Source organism: Pseudomonas sp. FP603, from assembly GCF_030687415.1.
Lineage (GTDB): Bacteria > Pseudomonadota > Gammaproteobacteria > Pseudomonadales > Pseudomonadaceae > Aquipseudomonas > Aquipseudomonas wuhanensis.
In genome coordinates this window covers 4,054,926-4,077,711 of record NZ_CP117431.1, presented here as the reverse complement: position 1 = coordinate 4,077,711, position 22,786 = coordinate 4,054,926, and the positions used below count along the sequence as shown (strand labels likewise).

The window sequence follows — 22,786 nt, the reverse complement described above, 5'->3', positions numbered from 1 at the left end:
TCAGGGCCGCTTCGCGACCCAGCGGGGGCAAGCCCCCTCGCCACAGGTAAGCTCGCTCCCACAGGTAAGATTTCGCTAGAGGTTTGTGTCGTCAGTTTTTATCCAGATCCACATTCTTCGTCTCACGCAAACACATCATCCCCACCACCAGGCTCACCCCGGTAATCACCACCGGGTACCACAGCCCGTAGAAAATGTCCCCGGTGTACACCACCAGGGCAAACGACACCGTCGGCAGGAAACCACCGAACCAGCCGTTGCCGATGTGGTAGGGCAGGGACATCGAGGTGTAACGGATGCGGGTCGGGAACAGTTCGACCATCAGCGCCGCCAGCGGGCCGTAGCACATGGCGGAGATGATGATCAGCGCGACGATCAGCGCAACGATCATGGGTTTGTTGATCTGTTGGGTGTCGGCTTGTGACGGATAGCCGGCCAGGGTTACTGCACCGCGCAGGGCCGCTTCGTCGTAGCCATCGATTTTCACCTCGCCAATGCTCACCTGCACGGCGCTGCCAGCCGGGGCCGCTGCGCTGTTGTAGGGCAGGCCCTGTTTGACCAGGAAGGTTTTGACCTTGTCGCACGGGCTATCAAATTTTGCCTTGCCCACCGGGTCGAACTGGAAGGTGCAGGTGGCCGGGTCGGCCAGCACGGTGATCGGTGCCTGGCGGCTGGCCAGGTCGATGGCCGGGTTGGCGTAGTGGGCGATGGACTTGAAGATCGGGAAGTACAGCGCAGTGGCCAGCAGCAGGCCGATCATCAGCACCGGTTTGCGCCCGACCTTGTCCGACAGCCAGCCGAAAAAGATGAAGAACGGCGCGCCGATGATCACGCTGACGATCAGCAGACTGTTGGCCAGGGCCGGGTCCATTTTCAGGAACTGGGTGAGGAAGAACAGCACATAGAACTGCGCCGCGTAGAAGGTCACCGCTTGCCCGGCGTTGATGCTGAACAGGGCAATCAGCACCACTTTAAGGTTTTCCCATTTGCCGAAGGAATCGCGCAACGGCGACTTGCAGAGCTTGCCTTCCTCTTTCATTTTCACGAACGCAGGTGACTCGTGCAGGCTCAGGCGAATCCAGGTGGATATGCCCAGCAGTACAATCGACAGCAGGAACGGAATACGCCAGCCCCACACCTCGAACTGGTCGCCGGTGAAGTAGCGGCAGCCGAGCACCACCAGCAGCGACAGCAACAGGCCGAGGGTGGCGGTGGACTGAATCCAGCTGGTGTGGAAACCGCGTTTGCCGATCGGCGCGTGTTCGGCGACGTAAGTCGCAGCGCCGCCGTACTCACCGCCCAGCGCCAGGCCCTGAAGCATGCGCAGCACCACGAGGATGATCGGCGCGGCGATGCCGATGCTCGCGTAGGTCGGCAGCAAACCGACGCAGAAGGTTGCCAGGCCCATGAGGACGATGGTCGCGAGGAACGTGTATTTACGCCCGATCATGTCCCCCAAGCGTCCGAACACTAGCGCCCCGAACGGCCGCACGATGAAGCCGGCGGCAAACGCCATCAGCGCGAAGATGAACGCCGTGGTGTCGTTGACCCCGGCGAAGAACTGTTTGCTGATGACCGCCGCGAGGGCGCCGTAGAGGAAAAAGTCGTACCACTCAAACACCGTCCCCAGGGACGAGGCGAAGATGACTTTCTGGGTTTCCTGACTGGTGCCCGCGCTGCGGACGGCTTCCAGGGTCTGAACATGTTCTGACATATCGGTATCCCTCACAGTGATTGTTTTTGTTGTTCCACTGGTGTTGCGTGTTCCTTGTAGGGGGTGATGCTCGATGTCCGTGAATCTATGCAATCCCTGTGGGAGCGGGCTTGCCCGCGATGGCGGTGGTTCAGTCAACAGTGATGTTGAATGTCACACCGCTATCGCGGGCAAGCCCGCTCCCACAGGGTTGGTGTTTACAACAGAGTTGAGGATCAACTGCGCGGCTTTCTCGGCGATCATCAACGTCGGCGAGCAGGTGTTGCCCGAGGTGATGCGCGGCATGATCGAGGCATCGGCGATGCGCAGGCCGGGGATGCCGTGGACGCGCAACTCGGCATCGACCACCGCGTCCGCGTCGTTGCCCATCCGGCAGGTGCCCACCGGGTGGAAAATCGTCGTGCCGATCCGGGCGGCGGCTTCGTGCAATTGCTCTTCGCTCTGCAAGCTGTCGCCGGGCAGGTACTCCACCGGTTTGAACGCTTGCAAGGCGGGGGCGGAAACGATGCGGCGGGTCAGGCGGATCGCGTCGGCTGCCACCCGCAAGTCTTGCGGATGGCTCAGATAGTTGGGTTGAATCAGCGGTGCTTCCCGCGGGTCGGCGGAGCGAATGTCTATGCGCCCACGACTTTGCGGGCGCAGATCACAGACCGATGCGGTGAAGGCAGGAAAGGCGTGCAGCGGTTCGCCGAAACGCTCCAGCGACAACGGTTGCACGTGGTATTCGAGGTTGGCCGAGGTCTGCTCCGGCCCCGAACGCGCGAAGGCACCGAGTTGACTCGGAGCCATGGACAGCGGACCGCTGCGGTCATACAGATAGCGCAGGCCCATGCCCATCTTGCCCCACAGCGTGCCGGCGATCTGGTTCAGGGTGCGGGCGTTTTCCAGTTTGTAGATCAGCCGCAGTTGCAGGTGATCCTGCAGGTTACCGCCCACGCCGGGCAGTTCATGGGCAACACCGATGCCGAGTTTTTGCAGCAACGGGCGAGGGCCGATGCCGGAACGCTGGAGGATGCCCGGTGAACCGACGGAGCCGGCACACAGGATGATTTCCTTGCGCGCCTTGAAGGTTTTCGCTTGATCTTGCCAACGGGCGCTGACCGCCGAGGCGCGGCCGTTTTCCAGCAGCACGCGGTCGACTTCAACGTCGGTCAGCACCGTGAGATTGGCGCGCTGGCGGATTGGTTTGAGAAACGCCTTGGCCGCGTTCCAGCGCACCCCGGCCTTCTGATTGACCTGGAAGTAACCGCAACCTTCATTGTCGCCCTGGTTGAAGTCATCGATGCTGGCGATGCCGCTTTGTTCGGCTGCGGTGCGAAAGGCATCAAGGATCGGCCACGACAGGCGTTGCCGCTCGATCCGCCATTCGCCGGCAGCACCGTGAAATTCCGAATCACCGGCAAAATGGTTTTCGCTCTGTTTGAACAGCGGCAGCACGTCTTGCCAGCCCCAGCCGAGATTGCCCTCGGCCGCCCAGCCGTCGTAGTCGCCAGCCTGGCCGCGCATGTAGATCATGCCGTTGATCGAGGAGCAGCCGCCAAGCACCTTGCCCCGCGGGTAGCTCAGGGCGCGGCCTTGCAGGCCCGGTTGCGTTTCGGTCTTGAAGCACCAGTCGGTGCGCGGGTTGCCGATGCAGAACAGGTAACCCACCGGGATGTGAATCCACGGGTAGTTGTCGCGGCCGCCGGCTTCGAGCAGCAACACGCGGTGTTGCGGGTTGGCCGACAGTCGATTGGCCAGCAAACACCCGGCCGGGCCGGCACCGACCACGATGTAGTCGTATTCATCAAGGGAAGTCTGCATCCCTGACCTCGTATTGTTGTTCTTGTTGTCGGTCATCCTAGTTGTTAGCTTTCGTTAAAAGAATGTTAGTTTTTGCGCAGCTGCTGTGCGTTTTCAGACAGCGTCGTTAACGTCATAACGTCAAGGATGGTTCATGTTCGACTGGAATGACCTGCGGTTTTTTCTCGAATTGCAGCGCAGCGGCCGCTTGCTGACCGCCGCTCGCCGTTTGAACACCACTCACGCCACCGTGGCCCGGCACATCGAAGCCATCGAAAAAAGCCTCGGCACCGCGCTGTTCGTCCAGCATGCCCAAGGCTATGAATTGACCCCGGCCGGCGAAGCGCTGCTCAAGCACGCCGAAGCCATGGAAAACGTCGCGCTGCTGGCTCAGGAAGAAATCACCCAATCATCCGCGCCGTTGGGCAAGATCCGCGTTGGGGTCACGGAAGGGTTGGGCATCATGTTCCTCGCCAGCCGCATGAACGGGTTGTTCGAACGCTATCCGGGGTTGGAGGTGGAATTGGTCGCGGTGCCGCGCTTCGTCAGCATCCTCAACCGTGAAGCCGAGATCAGCATCCACCTCGAACGCCCGGCCGCCGACATGCTGGTCACCCGCAAACTCACCGATTACCGACTGGCGCTCTACGCCAGCCAGGCCTATCTGGACCGTTCGCCGCCACTGCGCAGTCGCGAAGACCTCGGCCGCCATGCGTGGATCGGCTACGTCGATGATTTGCTGTTCAGTCAGGAACTGATGTTCCTCAACAGCTTCTGTCGCAACCCTCAGGTGGTCTTTCACAGCACCAGCGTCATCGCCCAACAACAGGCCGCGCGCTCGGGCCTGGGAATCGCCGTGCTGCCGTGCTACATGGCCAGCGCCGATCCCGAGCTGGTGCCGTTGCTGCCGGACGAAAGCATCCAGCGCAGTTATTGGATCAGCACGCGGCGCGAGCTGCACAAGTCGGTGCGGCTGCGGGTGTTGTGGGATTACGTGGTGGAGTTGTGTGAGCGTGAGCAGGGGTTGTTGCTGGGAAGGCCCATTTAAACAAGAAAAATCGCGATCGTTTAAATGAAGCTTGCCGTTACCATCCAAAGGCTACGACGCCTTGCGCCACCCCCTACACGTAAGACAGAATCCGCCGGCTTGTGCGCCTTGGGCCCGCTCGGTAACTTGATTCCCGTCACTGCCCATCAGTGATCGGGTTTAGTCGCCCGCGTTAACTCAGTTGTGCGTGCATCTGTCATGCAGGTCTTTCATTCCTGTACTTGATGGTAGCTGTACGTAGGGCGCCTTCGGGCGCGCCGGATTTCTGAGTTTCCCGGTCGACTAACCTGCGTGCAGTTGCCTCCCCTCTCGTTTAGTCGCAAGAGGGGTGGCACCCAATAGGAAACTCAGAATATGTTCAAGGTCCCACCCAATCCGCCGGACGCCGATCCGGTCTCCCCGTACGAACCCGATTCAAAGAAGCTCAACGAGGCCGCCGAGCGGGCTCTGAACTTCCACTTTCCGTCGAATGCCGACATCAAAGCCACCGCGCGTAAACCCAGCAAGCTGTTTGCCGTGGCCCCGGAGGCCACGGCCGAAACCCTGGCGGTTTTTCTAGTCGAGACACTGGCCTCGGTCGATGTGATGGTCCATCAGTTGGTGGATCATCTGGAGGGTGAGTCGCGCTACGCCCTGCTGGGCATTTCAAACAGCATCATGGTGGCGGAGATCACCGCAAACCGAGTGTTGGATAAAATTGATCTACCCAAGTAGGCGCGGTCTGCTGGGGTGAGTGAGTGACCGACGTTGGGCTGTGCAGCAGTCCCTTTTTGGGGCCGCTGTGCGGTCCAGCGGGAGCACGCTCCCTCGCCACAGAGTGTTCAATGGTGCGGGTCAACAGGAATCGACAGCGTTGCCCGCAACCCGCCTTCCGGCGGATTGACCAGGGTAATCCGCCCGCCCAGCCGCGTTGCGATGGTGTTGACGATGGCCAGTCCCAAGCCCGCGCCGCCGGTGTTTCCACGGCTGTAAAAGCGTTCGAACAATCGGGCGCGATCCGCTTCGTTGATGCCCGGTCCCTGGTCCTGGACGCTCAAGTTGTAGAACCCGTCGTCCCGGCTCAATTGCACGGTGATGACGCCATGCTCCGGCGAAAAATTCGCCGCGTTGGTGACCAGGTTGTTCAGGGCGATGTCGATGGCGCCAGCATCGGCGAGGACTTTGAAAGGCCGGTCCTCGGCGTCGAAAGCCAGCTCCAGGTTCCTGCTCAATAGCCAGGGTGTGAGCTGGGCCAGGCTGGCGCGCACGGTTTCACTCAAGTCGATGCTGTGCAGCACCGGGGCCGCGGCCTTGGGTTCGAGACGGGCCATGGTCAACAACTGATTGACCAGACGGCTGGTGCGGTCGACCCCGGCAATCAGAAACGCCAGGGACTCACGACGTTCCTGTTCCGTGCCGGCCTCCTGCAGATTTTGCGCATGCACCCGCAACACGGCCAGCGGCGTGCGTAATTCGTGGGCGGCGTCGGCGATGAAGCGCCGCTCACGGCCGAGCACCTCTTGAATTTGCGCGAGCATGCGATTGAGCGCTGCTTGCATCGGTTCCAGTTCGCTGGGCAACGGGGTCAGTTGCAACGGCTCCAGAGAACCGCTGTGCCGTGCCCGCAACGTCGCCGCCATATCGGCCAGGGGTTTGAGCCCCCAGCCAATGGCCAGCCAGACCATGGCCGCCAGAATCAGGCTGCCCAACACATTGGGCCACAGGGTGTGACGCACGATCCGGTCTACCAGGTCCGTACGCACGTCGTCTCGTTCACCGACCCAGATGCGCAGGTCATTCTGCTTGTCTTCGAGCATGAACGCCCGCCAATGGCGGTTGTGCAGATCCACCACATCACTGAAACCGTGTGTCGTCGGTGGCACGGTGAAGGAGGGGGCGCTGGCGGTGTGCACCAGCACTTCGCCCTTGCGATTCCACACCTGAAAGGCAATTTTGCTTTCATAGGGGTGACCATCGACTCCCGGCACCGCTTCACTCAAGGCCTTGTTGAACGCTTGGTACAGTTCGGCGTGTTCATGGCTGGCCAGCGGCATGCGCATCACACCCTGCAGCAGTCGGGCATTCTGCGCCAGCTGGGCGTCATAGACTTCGGCAATTTCGTGATTGCTGTCGTGCAGGTTGAACACGCTGATGATCGCCAACCCCGTCAGCATCAGGCCGATGATCAGCGTCAGGGTGCGACGCCGGATCGAGGTCATCGACGCTCCTCCACCAGATAACCCACCCCACGAATGGTGCGGATCAGGTCGCTGGAGAACTTCTTGCGCAGGTGATGGATGTGCACTTCCAGGGTGTTGCTTTCGGCTTCTTCATTCCAGCCATAAAGCAGTTGCATCAGATGATCGCGGGTCATGACCCGACCTGGAGGCGAGAGCAATTCATGGAGCAGTTGATATTCCTTGGGCGTCAGGGCTACTGGCTCGCCCTGATAACTGACTTGCTGGGTACCGGGGTTCAGGCTGATGCCGGCGTGTTCGATCAGCACTTGGGCGCGACCGGCACTGCGGCGTAACAAGGCCCGCAGGCGAGCCTTGAGTTCGGCCAGGTCGAAGGGTTTGATCAGGTAATCGTCGGCGCCGGCGTCCAGCCCGGCGATGCGATCTTCGGTGGCATCCCGGGCGGTGAGGATCAGTACCGGCAGGTTCGAACCGCTGGCACGCAAACGGCGCAACACTTCCAGACCATCCATGCGCGGCAGGCCCAGGTCGAGCACGGCCACATCAAACGTTTCGCTGAGCAGTGAATGCAAGGCGTTGCTGCCGTCCTGCAGCCAATCGACGGTGTAACCCTCACGGCCCAGAGCCTGATGAATGCCCTCGCCAAGGGCTACGTCATCCTCGATCAGTAATAAGCGCACACGGACTCCTGTCAGTCGGGTTTCTTGTTCACGTCCACCAGTAACGCTTCGATCTCTTTGCGACGCCCGGCGTCGGCGCTTTCCCGGCCAGGACGGGGCGCGGCGTGCAGGGCTTTTTGCAGCGCGTCCCTGGCTTCACCATAGCGCTTTTGACGGTAAAGGTGATCGCCCCAGAAGTACAGACTGTCGATGCCGGTCGGGTTCAGTTGCAAGGCCTGCTTCAACAGTTGCTCGGCCTTGTCGGCATCGCCGAAACCGATAGGCCAGCCGGGCACTCGATCATACAGCGCCGCGAGGCTGGTGTAGGCCGAGCCTTGCAGGGCCTTGGGGTCAATGGCCAGGGCTTTTTCCAGATCGACTTTGGCCGCCTTGACCTTGCTCAGGGCACCGAGACCACCCTGGGCTCCGGCCCAACTGCTGGTGACGATACCGGACCAGATCCACGCTTCGGCCAGGGATTGGCGTTCCTGGGTGAACGCCGAGGCCTGAGTCGCGAGTTTTTCGAAGGCTGCGGTGCGCTGTTCGGCGGGCAATTCGTATTGAATGTGCGCCCAGCTTTGCTGAATGGCATTGAGGCGCTGCTGATCGGCGGCGTCCAGCGCCCAGACGCTTTGGCTCAGTACGGCGAGCAACAAGCTGGTGAGGATTTTTTTCATGGTTTGAGGCTCTCGTTATCGGTCTTCTGACTCAGGCGACGGATCAGCGGCAATTGCTTGCGCAAGCCACGGTCCACCAGATGCGGCAACAGACTGTTCAGGCGGACGAAAAAGCGTTCCGGCCAGCCCAGGTACAAATCGCGCCGGTCACCGGCAATCGCGTGGATGACCGCCGAGGCGACGGTTTGCGGATCGTCGACATTGGCTTTGAGCGCATCGTTCAGCGCCTGGGCCGCCGGGCTGTTCATGCTGGTGTGGGTCGCCCGGGGGGCAACGTAAAGCACGTTGATCCGGGTGTCGGCCAGCTCCCGGCGCAGGGCTTCGGAGAAACCGCGCAGGGCAAACTTGGTGGCGCAATAGCTGGCGTAACCGGGGTAGCCGATGGAGCCGTAGGTCGAGCCGACGTTCACCACCATGGCGCTCTCAGCCTGCTTGAGCAGCGGCAGCAAAAGCTTGGTCAGGCAGATCGGCGCGCTGATGTTCACCGCCAGCATCGCATTGATCTCGCTGTCATCGAGCTGTTCGAGCATGGCGAAGTGATTGACCCCGGCAGCGTTGACCAGCAGGTTGATGCCGCCGATGGCTTTGGCCGCGGCCAGCACTTTGTGTCGGTCGCCGGGGACGGTCAGGTCAGCGCCGACCCAACACAGGTGCAGCGGGTAGCGTTCGAGCAAGGGTTCCAGCGCCTCCCGGTGCCGGGACACGGCCAACACCCGCGCGCCCCTGGCACACAGGGCGCTGGCGATGGCCAGGCCGATACCGCCGCTGGCCCCGGTCAAAACCACACGGGCTTCATGCAGCTGCATGCAGGTTCTCCCCATCGCGGGGCAGGCCGCGGAACATGTCTGTATAGAGCTTGTAAACGACCTTCGAGGCATGAATCACTGCGGCTTGATCGGCCGGGTCTTCGAGTGTGTTCATCAGCCGGCGGTAGGTCTGCATATGTTCGATATCCAGCGAACCATGGGAACTCAGGTAGCTGAAGGCGGTTTCCGGCAGCGCCAAACGCTCGCGGATGCTGCCGGCCGCGTGGGTGGCCAGGGCAATGCTGGTGCCTTCCAGCACGTTGACCATGCCGAACAGGCCCACCGGGTTGTCCCGGGCAATCAGGTCGTAGAGGAAACTGACCATCAACTCGATCGGCAGCGATGGACGACCGTCACGCACGGCGTCTTTGTCGCCGCCACAGGCTGCGATGTCGTTGAGTATCCATTGTTCGTGGCCGTATTCGTCCTCGATGTACTCGCACACCGCCTTGCGCAGCCATTCCAGGCGCTGCGGCAAACGTGCGCCGCACGCCATCATCAACGGCACGGTATGGCGCACGTGGTAGTAGGCCTGGGTGAGGAAGGCGCGGTAGCTGTCCAGGCTCACATTGCCCTCAAGGGCATCGCGGATGATTGGCAGGTTGAACAGCTCGTGGCGTTCCTGGTGACTGGCTTCTTGCAGGGTGTCGAAAAAACTCATGGTGCAGGTTCCTCGGAAAAAACGGATTCAGTGAGCCGCGCCCGGTAATGCTCGACGATGGCGTCGCGGCGCGGTCGGCCATTGGCGGTCAGCAAGCCATTGGCGGGGGTGAAGGGGTGATCGAGACGGGTCCAGTGATGAACCTGGGCGTAATCGGGCAAGGCCTCGTTGGCCTGGGCCACGGCGGCAGCGAGCTCTTCATCGGTGCAGTCCGGCCGATGGGGCCAGAGCAGGGCGTGATTGGTTGGCATCGCTTCGCCATAGACAAACGCCTGAGCGATGTGGCGACGCTGAGTGAGTTCGGCCTCGACCCATTCCGGATTGACGTTGCGGCCGAAACTGGTGACGAACTGATGCTTCTTGCGCCCGTTGAGGTAGAGAAAACCTTCCGGGTCGAACTCGCCGAGATCGCCGGTCGGCCACCAATCATCGCTGAAGGGCGCTTGCCCCAGATAGCCGAGCAGGGTCGAGCCCTTGACCAGCACTTCACCATCGTCGGCCAGGCGAATCTCGACATGGGGCAGGGGACGGCCGACGCTACCAGGGCGGCGCGCGCCCGGGCGATTGAGGCACACCACCGACGAACATTCCGACAACCCGTAACCCTCATAGACCGGAATGCCGATGCGCTGGGCGCGATGCAGTAACTCTTCGGAAACCCGTGCACCACCGACCGCGGCAAACCGCAACGATTGGGGGTTCAATGCTTTTTGCTCGGCGGCGCTGACCAGCATCAGCAGCAACTGTGGCACCAGGATCAAGCTCTCGGGCGCACGGGCGGCCAGGCACCCCAGCAGCCGCGGCACATCGACACCGCTGGCGCCCTGAATGCCCAGGGTTTTCTGGCTCGGTACGCTCAAGGTCGCGCCGGCATACAGCGCGGCATAGCAGCCTAGGTTTTCCAGCAGAATCGCCAGGGGCAGCAGCGCCAGGTGATGCCGCGGATCGGTGGGCTTGCTCGCCTGATCCAGTTCACGGGCCACCCGCAAAAGGCTTTCGGCGCTCAGGCACACGCCTTTGGGCGTGCCGGTGGTGCCTGAGGTGAAGGTCAGTTTGGCGGTGCCTTCGGGTATCAGGTTCGGGCCGCTGAAGGTGCGATGCCAGAATTCACCGTTTTTTTCGTAGCCCGCCGCTTGCAGTTCGGCCTCCAGTTCCGGTTCGGCAATCACCAGTTCGGCCTGGCTCTGTTGCAGGCAATGATTGCGTTGCGCCGGGCTGAAGAAGGGCGGCAACGTCAGGCAGGTCAGCCCTTCGAACAGGACGGCCAGGTCCCAGAGCATCGCCTCGGAGCCATTATCCAGGGCCAACGCGACCACTTTGACGTGCTCATCGCGCAGACGCTGTTGGCGGTACATGACCTCGGCGTACAGCGTGGCGTAGTCCAGTTTCAACTGATCGCCCCACAAGGCGATGGCGTTGGTCTTGCGTTCAGCGTGATTGCGCAGGGTCTGCTTGAACCGCTCCATTTCAGGCGACATGGGTGGACTCCTCAAGGGACGTCGGCAACCCCAGGCGATTGAACAGACCGATGTTGCGCAAATGGATGAAACCGGCGCGGATATTGCCGACATGCACCCATGGCTGACTCTCGTAATAACTGCCCCAGTGGTGACGGTCCTCGCCCAGCCGCTCGGGATCGGCGGCGCACAGCGTCACCGGCTTCAAACCCAGTCGATGAAAGCTGTTTACCAGCCCGATGTTGCCGGTGAACGCCACCCATTCCAGCCCGCCCATGGCCAACAGGTAGGTGATGGCGATGATGCTCAGCCGTGCGCTGCCGGTATCGCTGGCGGCGAGGTTACCGACCTCGACGATACCTGCCCGGTCCACGGGTTGGCCGGCCGCGTCGCTGATCAGCGGATCAATCGTCTCGTCCAGGTAACGCTCCAGAAACAAGGGTTCGGTACTGGCCAGTCGTATGCCCGCCACCGCACACAAAGTGTCTGAGGTATCGCTCATGCCGAACAGTTGCGGCATGAAGTGGCGGATATCGGCGCCATGGGCTTTTCGAAAACGCTGCTGGATAAAGGTTTCGAAAACCGGACGCTGGGGATCGTCCGGCAAGGCTCTGGCCAGACTCATCTGCGGAGTTTCGGCTTGGCCGAAGTGCAGGGGCAGAGGGATGTTCCAGTCGAAATCGGGCATGGGCAAGAGCGCCTCCCTGAGTAAGTTTGGGAGGAGTATCAAAGGCAATTCTTAACGGAGTCTGAAGGTGGACCTTCAGACTGTCTTAAGACTGGATGGGCAGGGTGGCGCCGGTCGGTTCGACGAAACCGGATCCAGGCTGTACGAAATGAATCGGCAGCCGCCACTGATCTTCACGAGGCCCTGTATGACCCGAGATTCAGCAGTACACCGGTATGGAAAACTCTCGATCACCTTGCACTGGCTGATGCTGGCGCTGTTCGTCGGCGTTTATGGTTGCATCGAGATTAAAGGGCTACTGCCCCGTGGAAATGATTTGAGGGGCCTTTTCCTGGGGCTGCACGGCGTATTCGGGTTGAGCATTTTTGCGCTGGTCTGGGTTCGCTTGCTCGGGCGCCTCACGCCCCGGCCACCGATTACCCCGGCCCCGCCCACCTGGCAGACGGGCGTCTCGCACCTCATGCACCTTGCGCTGTATGGGCTGATGATCGCTACGCCGCTACTGGCCTGGTTGATGCTGGCCGCCGGGGGCAAGCCGATGCCGTATTTCGGTTTTTTTATGCCGGCGCCGGTGGCGGTGGATCCCGATCTGGCCAAGCAACTCAAGCATTGGCATGAATTGCTTGGCAGCACTGGCTACTGGTTGATTGGTTTGCATGCAGCGGCGGGGTTGTTCCATCACTACTGGGTCCGCGACAACACGCTCACGCGCATGCTGCCCGGGGGCTCTGGTGTGGGCGTCAATGAGCGTCAGCGATAATTCGGAATTGGGTGCTGGCCAAGCGTTCGCCATTTACCAGAATGTGCACCGCGTGCTGGCCGGCATAGTGCCTGCGGGTGGTCAGTTCCTTGATGTGCTGACTGCGGCTGATGGCTTCGCTGGCCTTGTCGGACAGCGTGAGGGCTTTAAGTTTGAACACCTTTGCCGAGGTGCTGCCGTTGGCTTTGACATAATCGATCGCGTAATCGATCACCAATCGCTGACTGTCCGGGACCGTGGACTTCACTCTGAAAGACAGGGTGATTTTCTCACCCAGGCGAATCACCGCCGGTTCGACCTTCACGTCAATGATTTCAACCTCGGGCTTGCCGCCTGCGCCAATGATTGCCAGCGCCCGCTTGTTACCTTGTTTGATCAAACTGCGCAGCGCGTGTCTGGCGATCCACGCCGTATGCTTGTTGTCCAGCGACCAACCCTCGATCAGCGCCAGGACCCACTCGGGATGATCCTTGGTGATGTCGTTGAGGTGGTTGGCCACGGATTTGCGCACGTAGAGGCTGTCGTCGGCCTTGAGGTTGTCGAGGATCGCAGCCGCCAGTGTCGGGTCGGCCTGGACTTGTTCCAGGCGGAACGACCATGGCAGGCGCGGTCGGCTACCTTCGCTCGCCAGGCGCCGGACGTGTTCGTTGTCATCCAGCGACCAATCGTGCATCAGCGCCAACGAGCGTTCGATATCGCTGCGCAGAAAGTGCCGAATCGCGAATTCCGATGAGCCGAAGGACGTGAAATATTTGAGCGCATTCATCGACAGGTCGAACGTATGAGTGCCGTAGGTCGCGACGTAATGCGGCAAGAACATGCTGACGAAGGCGCTGTTCAGGCGCGGTGCGAGGGCACGCAGGACGTCCAGGGATTCTTCATAATCGAGTGGCAACACCGCGTGCAGGCATTCACTGACGCGGGCCATGCGTTGCATGACTGACAATTCCGCCAGACCGGTTTTGGCCAGTTTCAGGAAAGCCTTGGCATCGAAGCCGGGATAGACCGCGGTCATCTCGGTGGCGATGTGCGCGAGGCGTTCGGCGTTGAAGATTTCCTTCAGGGCGGGGGAGTCAGTAGCCATTGTGGATTCCTTGGTTGTTGTTATTTATCCGATACACCGCGTTATCGTTCATCGCGGGCAAGCCCGCTCCCACAGGGATTTGTGGTGCTACATAGCTCCACTGTGGGAGCGAGGCTTGCCCGCGAAGAGGCCCTCACCGTCACCTCAAACCTTACCCGCTTCCTCTTCCAGCTGATCCGACTCAAACAATTTTGCCAATTCCGCCCGTGCTTCCTGCGCGGTCTGCATCACCTTGGCCGCATCGTCATACACCGCGTGCTGAGCTTCCAGCACCTGTTCGTCGTGATGGGTAAAGCGCTTGATCCGTGCATCCGCCTGGGCTTGTGTCAGCCCCAGTCCAACCAGGGTGCGCCGGGTCATTTCCAGGCTGGAGTAATAGGTTTCCCGCACCGCCTGCGCCCCGACATCCACCAACCGGTGCACATGCTGACGGTTACGGGCGCGAGCGATGATTTTGATGTGCGGATAGAGCCTGTGCACCACCTCGGCCGTCTTGATATTGGTGTCCGGATCATCGGTGGCGATCACGAAAAACTCCGCTTGCTCGACCTTGGCCGCACTGAGGATTTCCGGGCGCATCGGGTCGCCGTAGAACACCGGCACGCCGCCGAAGCTGCGGGACAGTTCGATGGTTTCCACCGACGTGTCCAGCGCCACGAACTTGATGTTCTGCGCCCGCAGAATCCGCGCCACGATCTGCCCCATACGGCCCATGCCGGCGATGACCACGCGGGGTGTGTCGGTGTCGATTTCGCGAAACTTCTGCGGTACCTCCACCGGTTGCACCTTGGGTTTGACCAGCCGTGCGCAGGCCAGCAGCAACAGCGGTGTCAATGCCATGGACAGGGTGATGGTCAGTACCAGCAAGTCGTACAGACGCGGTTCGAACAAGCCCTGATCCCGACCGATCTTGAACACCACGAAGGCAAATTCACCACCGGCCGCCAGCACGATCCCCAAACGAATCGCATTGACCTTGCCCAAGCCTCCGGCCAGTCGGCCGACCACAAACAGCAGCGGCAACTTGATCGCGATCAGCAGCAGGGTCAACCCCAGCACCGCCAATGGCGTGCTTAGAAGCAGGCTCAAATTCGCACTCATGCCGACGCTGATGAAAAACAGCCCCAGCAGCAGGCCCTTGAACGGCTCGATCTGCGCTTCCAGTTCGTGGCGGTATTCGGAGTCCGCCAGCAGCAAACCGGCGAGGAACGCGCCGAGTGCCATGGACACGCCGGCCAGGTCCATCAGCCATGCCGTGCCGATGACCACCAGCAAGGCCGTGGCAGTGGACACCTCCGGCAGACCGGTCTTGGCCACCACGCGAAACACCGGTCGCAATAGATAGCGCCCGCCGATCACCACCACCGCAATACTGCCCAGCACCCGCAAGCCATGGTTCACATCTGCGGTGGCGCTGCTGGTGTGATCACCGCCGGCCAGCAGCGGCACCATCGCGATCAACGGGATCGCGGCGATGTCCTGGAACAGCAAAATCGCGAACGCCAACCGCCCATGGGGGCTGGTCAATTCCTTGCGCTCGGCCAGGCTTTGCAAGCCAAACGCAGTGGATGACAACGCCAGGCCCAGGCCCAGCACGATGGCACTGTTCAGGGACTGGCCGAACACGAATAACGCCAGCACGCCAATCACCGAACCGGTCAGCAACACCTGCGCCAGACCCACGCCGAACACCGATCTGCGCATCACCCACAAGCGTCGTGGCGACAGCTCAAGGCCGATGATGAACAGCAACAAAACCACCCCGAGTTCGGAAATATGGAGGACGCTTTGCGGGTTGCCGATCAAACCCAGCACCGAAGGCCCGATGATCACCCCGGCAAACAGATAGCCGAGCACCGCCCCCAGTTGCAGGCGCTTGGCCAAAGGGACGGTGAGCACCGCCGCGAACAAAAAGACGACAGCGGCTTGTAAAAGGTTGCCTTCGTGGGGCATGACGAACTCCTGGGTGGTGCAGGCGAGAGCGGCGCTCGCCCGATTTTCAGCGGGGCGTCAGGATAAAGGCTGGCGTCTGTTCAGTCAGCAACGAGGTTGTTGATCGAACTCCATGGTTCAGTGGGGCCATTGTTCGAGCAGAATCGAAACGAACTTCTCCGCCGCTGGCGATAACGATGCGCCCCGACGGTACACCAGGCCAAGTGTCCGGTTTACCACGGGGTCAGTCAGCGGGATGCTCACCAGTGTCGGGTGATCCGCCGCCGGCATCGCAAGGCTCGGCATGGCGGAAACCCCTAGTCCGGCTTCGACCATGCCCAGCGAGGTGGACAAATGCTGCACTTCATAAAACCACTGCGGACGCCAGCTCAGGCCCGACAGGGCGTGGTCCAGCAACATGCGGTTGCCGCTCAGGCGACCGACGCCGATCAACCGGTAATCGCTCAGTTCTGACCAGGTCACGGACGTCCGCTGGGCCAGTTCATGGTCACGACGGCAGGCCAGGACGAAGGGTTCGTTGACCAGTGAAACGAATTCGATGTCCGGGTGCTGGCCGCTCATCATGTTGATGCCGAAGTCAGCTTCCCCCCGCAACACTGCTTCGAGCCCTTCATTGGCGCTGAGGTCGAGCAAGCGGATGCGGATTTTCGGATAGCGCTGGTTATAAAGACGAATCACCGACGGCAGAAAGTAAAACGCAGCGGTTGGAATGCAGGCCAGGGTCACCTGACCGATTTGCCGTTCGGCCAATTCACGGATGTTCAGGATCGAATCGTCGAAGTCATCCAGTAATCGACGAGCCTTGGGCAGGAAGTCGCGGCCGACGCTGGTCAGGCTGACCTTGCGTGTGGTGCGATCAAGCAACGTAGTCCCTAAACCCTCCTCAAGTTTTTTTATCCGTCGGCTCAAGGCTGGTTGTGACAGATGCAGTGCATCGGCAGCTTCGTGAAAACTCCCCAGTTCGGCGATTTTCACGAAAGATCGGATGTCCTGAAGCTCATATTCCATGTTCTATCTCGTCGGAGGAGGGCGCTGAATCACGGTAAAACTTTCTTTTGTGAAACGCAATAATTGCTCCGATCTTTGCATTGGAAACACAATTACTTCCCTGTCACTCTTGTTTGCAAGACATCAATTACCCCGATTGATCAACAAGAGTTAGTGACCATGCAACGAATTCCTTGTGTGCTAATGCGCGGTGGTACCTCAAAGGGACCGGTATTTCTCGCCTGGGATCTGCCGGTTTCGGTTGAAGAACGCGATGAGTTGCTGCTCTCGGTGATGGGCTCCGGTCACGAACTGGAGATCGACGGCATCGGCGGTGGCAGCCCGCAGACCAGCAAGGTCGCCATCGTCAGCCCTTCGTTGCATCCCGATGCCGATGTCGATTACCTGTTCGTTCAGGTCATGGTGTCCCAGCGTCGGGTGGACACCGCCCCGAACTGCGGCAACATGCTCTGCGCGGTCGGGCCGTTTGCCATCGAGCAGGGTCTGGTCAAGGCGGCCGGTGAGCTGACTCGCGTGCGGATTCGCAATCTCAACACCGGCACCTTCGTCACCTCTGACGTGCAGACACCAGACGGCAAAGTCAGCTATGAAGGCGACACCGCCATCGATGGCGTGCCTGGCACCGCGGCACCGGTTCAACTGACATTCCTTGACGCGGCGGGCAGCAAGACCGGCAAGCTGTTTCCAACCGGCAGCACCCAGGACTGGTTCGACGACATTCCGGTGACCTGCATCGACATGGCCATGCCGATGCTGATCATCGAGGCGCGTCACCTGGGCAAACGCGGCGATGAAACGCCGGCCGAACTGGACACCGACAAAGACTTTATGCGCCGTCTCGAGGCTCTGCGACTGCGGGCCGGCACGGCCATGGGCCTGGGCGACGTCAGCGACAAGGTCATCCCCAAACCTGTGCTGGTTTCACCGGCCAAGGCCGGTGGCACGTTGCAGGTTCGCTACTTCATGCCGCACAACTGCCACCGAGCCCTGGCCATCACTGGTTCCATCGGTCTGGCCACGGCATGCGTCAGCAAAGGCAGTGTGGTTGCGCAGATGCTCGGCAATACCGATGGGCCGCGTCTGCAACAGGTGCGGATCGAGCACCCGAGCGGCGGCATCGATGTCGTATTGTCCTACACCGGTGAGAACGGTGAGACAATCCGCGCCTCCGTTGTTCGTACCGCCCGAAGGCTGTTTTCCGGCTTTGTGTATGCCCCGGTTTCCCAACGGCTCGCCGGGTAGCCTTCCCGCGCAGTCACTGTCGTTTTTGCATCAGAACAATTCTAAAAATGGGTGATGCCATGAAAGTTGTTAAATCGCTCTACTTCCAGATCCTCTGCGCCGTGCTGCTGGGCGTCGTGGTCGGGCACTTCTGGGCTCAGCAGGCCATTGCCCTCAAGCCGTTGGGTGATGCCTTCATCAAGCTGATCAAAATGATGATTGCGCCGGTGGTGTTCTGCACCATCGTCACCGGCATCGCCGGGATGAGCGACAAACGCTCCCTCGGTCGCTTGCTGAGCAAGACCATGCTGCTGTTTCTCGGGCTGACGGTGATCAGTCTGATCATCGGCCTGGTCGCGGTCTATGTGTTCAAGCCGGGTGTGGGCATGAACATCGATCCGAGCCATTTGAGTACGGCGGGCCTGTCTCAATACACCGAGTCTGCGGCGAAGCTTGGGGTGGTCGAGTTTTTCATGCACATCATCCCTGACACCTTTATAGGTGCGTTCAGTAAAGGTGAAGTGCTGCCGGTGCTGTTTATCGCGGTGCTGTGCGGTTTCGCCCTGTCTTCCCTGGGTGAACGTGGCAAGCCAGTGCTCGACGTACTGGAAGCGGCATCGCAGATGGTCTTCAAGATTTTTTCCTACTTGATGCGTTTTGCGCCGATCGGTGCCTTCGGGGCACTGGCGTTCACCGTCGGACAGTACGGCATCACCTCGCTGGGTTCGCTGGCGAAGTTGATCATGACCTTGTACGTTGCCTGCGCCTTCTTCGTCTTTGTGGTGCTGGGAAGCATTTGCCGCGCCCACGGCTTCAGCCTGTGGAAGCTGCTGCGTTACCTGCGTGAAGAGTTCCTGGTGGTGCTGGGGACTTCCTCCACTGAGCCGGTCATGCCACGCATGCTGGAGAAACTTCAGGCCCTGGGTTGCAGCAAGGGGGTAGTGGGGCTGGTGCTGCCGACGGGGTACTCGTTCAACCTCGATGGCACGGCGATCTACCTGTCTCTGGCGGCAATTTTCATTGCCCAGGCCTGCAACATCGATCTGACCATGACCCAAACCTTGACCATGCTGGCGATCATGCTGCTGTCGTCCAAGGGCGCGGCAGGGGTGACTGGCAGCGGTTTCGTGGCACTGGCTTCCACGCTCACGGTCATCCACGACATTCCGTTGGCAGGCCTGGCGCTGTTGATCGGGATCGACCGTTTCATGTCCGAGGCGCGAGCCCTGACCAGCCTGGCAAGTAACGCCGTGGCGACCGTGGTGATGTCGATCTCCGAGAGCGCCTGCGACCGTCAGGTCTTGCTCGATACCCTGGACGGTAAAACACCGGCTGTCCCGGAGGGCGATCAAACCTGGGACCCCGTCGGGACCCCCACGCACATTTAGTACCGCGTAAGCGCTGCAAAAACTAACCTTTTAACTACCTGCTGCCGGGCGTCGCTGATCGCGTCGCCTGGCGGGCTCGGGGTCGTTCGCCTGCGCATCGGCCACGCACTCCATAACAACAAGAGAGAGTTGCCCTATGCTCGCCTTACTCGGCTTGGCCATGGTGGTTGTGTTCACCTTTCTGATCATGACCAAGCGTCTGTCACCGATCGTTGCGTTGACCGTTGTTCCGATCGTCTTTGCGGTGATCGGCGGTTTTGGTGGAACCACCGGCAAAATGATGCTCGACGGTCTGAAAATGGTTGCCCCGTCGGCAGCGCTGCTGCTGTTCGCAATTCTGTTTTTCGGTTTGATGATCGACTCGGGGCTGTTCGATCCGCTGATCCGCAAGATTCTCAAGCGGGTCAACGGCGACCCGATGAAAATTGCGGTCGGCACTGCGCTGCTGTCGCTGACTGTCGCCCTGGACGGTGACGGCACGACCACATACATGATCACCTGCGCGGCGATGCTGCCGTTGTACAAGCGCATCGGCATGAACCCGATGATTCTGGCGACTATTTCCATGCTCTCGCTGAGCATCATGAGCGGCATGACCCCTTGGGGCGGCCCGGCGACCCGGGCGATCGCCGCGCTGGGGCTGGATGCCGGGGCGTACTTTGTTCCGTTGTTGCCCACCATGATCGGCGGCGCTGCGTGGGTGGTATTCACCGCGTTCCTGCTGGGCCGCGCCGAGCGTAAACGCATTGGCAACGTCCAGCTGCAAAGCGGCGGGAGTGATTGCTACATCAAGGCGATTCTTGAGGACACGCCGCACAAACGCCCGAAACTGGCCTACGTCAACCTGTTGCTGGTGACGGCGGTGATGGTCGCGCTGGTGATGGGGCTCATGCACTCGGCAATCCTGTTTCTGATTGGCTTCGTGCTGGCGCTGATGATCAACTACCCGCAGCTGGATATTCAGAAGGAGCGCATTCTCGCCCACTCCGGCAATGCCATGACCGTGGTACTGCTGGTGTTCGCCGCGGGCATCTTCGCCGGGATTTTCTCGGGCACCAAAATGGTCGACGCATTGGCGCAAACTCTGGTGGACTGGATTCCACCGTCCTGGGGGCACCTGTTTCCGCTGGTGGTGGCGATCACCAGCATGCCGTTGACCTTCGTGCTGTCCAATGATGCCTATTACTTCGGTGTGGTACCGATCCTCGCCAACGCGGCGGCAGCCTACGGGATCGACCCGGTGGAAATCGCCCGGGCGTCGATTCTTGGCCAACCGGTGCACTTGATGAGCCCGCTGGTGGCCTCGACCCTGTTGCTGGTGGGGATGGTCGATCGCGACCTGGGCGACTTCCAGCGCGCCACCTTCAAATGGGCGGTGCTCACTTCCCTGGTGGTCACAGCTTTAGCCCTACTGACCGGGGCCTTGACGCTGTTCGCCTGATTCATCCCTGACTCGCCACTTAATAAAACTTCACGCGTCCGATGGAGGACGCGCGGTCACGTGCATCCTTAAAACAACAATATGAGTAGTTCGACATGACCCACTTTCTGACTCGCGGGGCTTTTCTTCCTCTTCTGGGCGTGTTGCCGATGGCCACTGCCGGTGCGAGTGATTTCATCGACGACAGCAAGTTGAAGTTGCAACTGCGTAACGTCTATATCAACGAAAACTTTCGCGATGAGCATGGCTTGAGTGCGCGTTCGGCCAGAACCGCCAAAAGTGAGCGCACCGAGTGGGCTCAGGGTTTCCTGCTGGATTTTCAGTCGGGTTTCACCCCCGGCACTATCGGTTTCGGGGTCGACGCATTGGGGCTGCTGGGGGTCAAACTTGATTCCGGGCGTGGCCGCAGTGGCACCGGTCTGTTGCCGGTGCACGATGACGGTCGCGCCGCCGACGAGTTCGCCAGTGCCGGGGCTACGGCCAAGGTCAAACTGGCCAAGACCACCCTCAAATACGGCACTCTGCTGCCCAAAACGCCGGTACTGATCTACAACGATGCGCGTTTGCTGCCGCAGACCTATGAGGGGGGGCAAGTTACCAGCACCGATATCGAAAACCTGACCCTGACGGGCGGTCATCTGGACCGATTCAAACTGCGCGATTCCACCGACAGCGTGTCGATCGTTCCTGACGGTTACTCAGGCGATAAAGGTGGCGATTTCACCTACGCCGGTGGTGATTACAAACTCGGCAAGAACACCCGTCTGAGTTACTTCTACGGTGAGCTGGAAGACTTCTATCGGCAGAATTTTGCCGGCATCCAGCATGATCTGCCGTTGGGCCCCGGGGTGTTGACCGGTGACCTGCGCTATTTCAACAGCAAGGATGCGGGCCGTTCCTACGCCTCGAAAATTGATAACGACATGCTCAGCGGCCAACTGTCCTACGCGGTGGCGGGGCACACCTTTGGCGGCGGTTATCAACAACTCAGCGGTGACGCCGGGCTGCCGTACATCAGCGGTGCGACGGTGTACTCGTTCAGCAACGTCGGCATCGGCAAGTTCATCGAAGAGGACGAGAAGACCTGGATGCTCAGTTACGGTTACGACTTTGCACCGGTGGGCGTGCCTGGCTTGACGTTCATGACCCGTTATCTCAAAGGCAACGATGGCAAGTCCGACACCAACATCAAAGAGTCCGAACGCGACACAGAACTGGCCTATGTGGTCCAGAGCGGCACATTCAAGGGGCTTGGCGTGAAACTGCGCAACTATGTCTACCGTTCGGACTTCGCGCGCGGACGTGACAGCAACCGGATCTATTTCACTTACGACATTGCTCTCTGGTAACGGCGCCGGAAGGTGCTCGCAGCAGGTTGCGGGCGCCTATTCAGTTAGCAGTCCAGGTCGCGCGGCGAAGGAAACCGGATATGTCATTTAAACGAAAAATACTGCTGCTCACCTTACTGCCCGTGGCGTTGTTCGCAGTGGTACTGAGTATCACCACCAGCAAGATCCTGCTGTCGTTGGCGGAGCAGGAAGTCACGCAAACCCGCGATCGGTTGCTGGCCGAGAGTCGGACCAGGCTCGAAGATTATGCAAGCATCGCCCGCAGTTCCATAGCAGGGTTGTATAACAACGCAAACAGTGGCGACCTGCAAAGTCGGGCCCTGGCTATCAGCCAACTGTCGAAAATGAAGTATGGCGATGACGGCTACTTCATCGGCTACGATAGTCAAGTCGTGCGCCTGTTTCGCGGTGAAAGCAGCGAAGGTGTGGGTACCAACATGAGCGATCGCAAGGACCGCGACGGGGTTTATCTGAATCGCGAGATGGTCGCGGCAGCAAAGAACGACTCGCACTACGTCAACTACGCCGGGGCCTTGGTCAATACCGATAAAGTTGTGCCGAAACTGGCCTACAGTTTTTTCCTGCCCAAATGGGACATGGTAGTGGTCACTGCCGTCAATCTGGACAGCATTGAAACCCAGGTGGCGCAGGTTCGTGCGGACATCGACCGACGGGTGAGCAGTATTGTTTACGGGATCGTCATGGTGGCCGTGGTGTTGCTGGCAATTATTGGCGTATTGGCGCTGCTATTGGTCAATGCCGGCCTGCGACCGCTGACGCTGATCCGCGACAGTCTTGACGAGATTGCTGCCGGTGAGGGGGATTTGACCCGACGCTTACCCGTCGGCAGCCAGGATGAGTTCGGCCAGTTGGCCGGTTCATTCAACGCTTTTATCGGCAAAATTCATGGGTT

19 protein-coding genes and 1 pseudogene are annotated in these 22,786 nt (G+C 60.3%); 8 read left to right on the top strand and 12 right to left on the bottom strand.

Translation table 11 applies throughout. The features are described 5' to 3' along the window. Nucleotides 1-91 precede the first annotated feature (91 nt). The gene (locus PSH65_RS18550) at nt 92-1,714 is read right to left on the bottom strand and encodes an MFS transporter (RefSeq protein WP_305421668.1); all 1,623 of its coding nucleotides are present in this window, start codon (nt 1,712-1,714) and stop codon (nt 92-94) included. A 153-nt stretch (nt 1,715-1,867) separates the two neighbouring features. Then, nucleotides 1,868-3,517 (bottom strand): GMC family oxidoreductase, encoded by a 1,650-nt coding sequence (locus tag PSH65_RS18545; RefSeq protein ID WP_305421667.1) that lies wholly within the window; start codon nt 3,515-3,517, stop codon nt 1,868-1,870. 133 nt (nt 3,518-3,650) lie between these two features. Between PSH65_RS18545 and PSH65_RS18540 the strand changes: the two genes are divergently transcribed. Both PSH65_RS18540 and PSH65_RS18535 read left to right on the top strand, forming a co-directional pair. After that, the gene (locus tag PSH65_RS18540; protein ID WP_305421666.1) at nt 3,651-4,544 is read left to right on the top strand and encodes a LysR family transcriptional regulator; all 894 of its coding nucleotides are present in this window, start codon (nt 3,651-3,653) and stop codon (nt 4,542-4,544) included. A 354-nt stretch (nt 4,545-4,898) separates the two neighbouring features. Next, a complete protein-coding gene (locus tag PSH65_RS18535; RefSeq protein WP_305421665.1) occupies nt 4,899-5,258 on the top strand; it encodes a DUF6124 family protein in 360 nt (119 codons plus the stop codon). Between the two features lie 107 nt (nt 5,259-5,365). Here the strand turns inward: PSH65_RS18535 and PSH65_RS18530 are convergent, their stop codons facing one another. Genes PSH65_RS18530 through PSH65_RS18500 form a run of 7 tightly spaced genes read right to left on the bottom strand, consistent with a single transcriptional unit; the run spans nt 5,366 to nt 11,669 of the window. Beyond that, entirely contained in the window at nt 5,366-6,742 is a 1,377-nt protein-coding gene (locus tag PSH65_RS18530) for an ATP-binding protein (protein WP_305421664.1), read from the bottom strand. Continuing rightward, a complete protein-coding gene (locus tag PSH65_RS18525) occupies nt 6,739-7,401 on the bottom strand; it encodes a response regulator (RefSeq protein WP_305421663.1) in 663 nt (220 codons plus the stop codon). The genes PSH65_RS18530 and PSH65_RS18525 overlap by 4 nt, the downstream gene beginning before the upstream one ends. 11 nt (nt 7,402-7,412) lie before the next feature. Continuing rightward, nucleotides 7,413-8,057: a tetratricopeptide repeat protein gene (locus PSH65_RS18520; protein WP_305421662.1), complete on the bottom strand. Its 645-nt coding sequence runs from the start codon at nt 8,055-8,057 to the stop codon at nt 7,413-7,415. Continuing rightward, complete coding sequence (locus PSH65_RS18515) at nt 8,054-8,863, bottom strand: SDR family oxidoreductase (RefSeq protein ID WP_205888637.1); 810 nt, start codon at nt 8,861-8,863, stop codon at nt 8,054-8,056. Before PSH65_RS18515 ends, PSH65_RS18520 begins: the two co-directional genes overlap by 4 nt. Beyond that, the gene (locus tag PSH65_RS18510; protein WP_305421661.1) at nt 8,850-9,524 is read right to left on the bottom strand and encodes a TenA family transcriptional regulator; all 675 of its coding nucleotides are present in this window, start codon (nt 9,522-9,524) and stop codon (nt 8,850-8,852) included. The genes PSH65_RS18515 and PSH65_RS18510 overlap by 14 nt, the downstream gene beginning before the upstream one ends. Then, nucleotides 9,521-11,002, bottom strand: coding sequence for an AMP-binding protein (locus PSH65_RS18505; RefSeq protein WP_305421660.1), 1,482 nt, complete (start codon nt 11,000-11,002; stop codon nt 9,521-9,523). Before PSH65_RS18505 ends, PSH65_RS18510 begins: the two co-directional genes overlap by 4 nt. Continuing rightward, the gene (locus tag PSH65_RS18500) at nt 10,992-11,669 is read right to left on the bottom strand and encodes a thermostable hemolysin (RefSeq protein ID WP_305421659.1); all 678 of its coding nucleotides are present in this window, start codon (nt 11,667-11,669) and stop codon (nt 10,992-10,994) included. The genes PSH65_RS18505 and PSH65_RS18500 overlap by 11 nt, the downstream gene beginning before the upstream one ends. A gap of 187 nt (nt 11,670-11,856) precedes the next feature. Between PSH65_RS18500 and PSH65_RS18495 the strand changes: the two genes are divergently transcribed. Beyond that, a complete protein-coding gene (locus PSH65_RS18495) occupies nt 11,857-12,429 on the top strand; it encodes a cytochrome b (RefSeq protein ID WP_305421658.1) in 573 nt (190 codons plus the stop codon). On the opposite strand, the gene PSH65_RS18490 is transcribed toward PSH65_RS18495, so the two are convergent. From PSH65_RS18490 to PSH65_RS18480, 3 genes are all read right to left on the bottom strand, one after another. Beyond that, nucleotides 12,410-13,513 carry a DNA alkylation repair protein gene (locus PSH65_RS18490; RefSeq protein WP_305421657.1) on the bottom strand — a complete coding sequence of 368 codons (1,104 nt, stop codon included), beginning with the start codon at nt 13,511-13,513 and terminating at the stop codon, nt 12,410-12,412. The genes PSH65_RS18495 and PSH65_RS18490 overlap by 20 nt on opposite strands. Before the next feature lie 144 nt (nt 13,514-13,657). Then, on the bottom strand, nt 13,658-15,466 hold the full coding sequence (locus PSH65_RS18485; RefSeq protein ID WP_305421656.1) for a monovalent cation:proton antiporter-2 (CPA2) family protein: 1,809 nt from the start codon (nt 15,464-15,466) through the stop codon (nt 13,658-13,660). A 117-nt stretch (nt 15,467-15,583) separates the two neighbouring features. Beyond that, nucleotides 15,584-16,474, bottom strand: coding sequence for a LysR family transcriptional regulator (locus PSH65_RS18480; RefSeq protein WP_105345608.1), 891 nt, complete (start codon nt 16,472-16,474; stop codon nt 15,584-15,586). Nucleotides 16,475-16,633: 159 nt separating this feature from the next. Here PSH65_RS18480 and PSH65_RS18475 point away from each other — a divergent pair, with 159 nt between their 5' ends. The 5 genes and pseudogenes from PSH65_RS18475 to PSH65_RS31880 form a co-directional block, all read left to right on the top strand. Continuing rightward, nucleotides 16,634-17,716 carry a 4-oxalomesaconate tautomerase gene (locus PSH65_RS18475; protein WP_305421655.1) on the top strand — a complete coding sequence of 361 codons (1,083 nt, stop codon included), beginning with the start codon at nt 16,634-16,636 and terminating at the stop codon, nt 17,714-17,716. A 47-nt stretch (nt 17,717-17,763) separates the two neighbouring features. Further along, on the top strand, nt 17,764-19,083 hold the full coding sequence (dctA, locus tag PSH65_RS18470) for a C4-dicarboxylate transporter DctA (RefSeq protein ID WP_305421654.1): 1,320 nt from the start codon (nt 17,764-17,766) through the stop codon (nt 19,081-19,083). Between the two features lie 136 nt (nt 19,084-19,219). Beyond that, nucleotides 19,220-20,524 carry a CitMHS family transporter gene (locus tag PSH65_RS18465; RefSeq protein ID WP_305421653.1) on the top strand — a complete coding sequence of 435 codons (1,305 nt, stop codon included), beginning with the start codon at nt 19,220-19,222 and terminating at the stop codon, nt 20,522-20,524. Between the two features lie 95 nt (nt 20,525-20,619). Beyond that, entirely contained in the window at nt 20,620-21,873 is a 1,254-nt protein-coding gene (locus tag PSH65_RS18460; protein WP_305421652.1) for an OprD family porin, read from the top strand. Between the two features lie 80 nt (nt 21,874-21,953). Then, a pseudogene (locus PSH65_RS31880) lies at nt 21,954-22,721 on the top strand (cache domain-containing protein); the annotation flags it as partial. Nucleotides 22,722-22,786 lie beyond the last annotated feature (65 nt).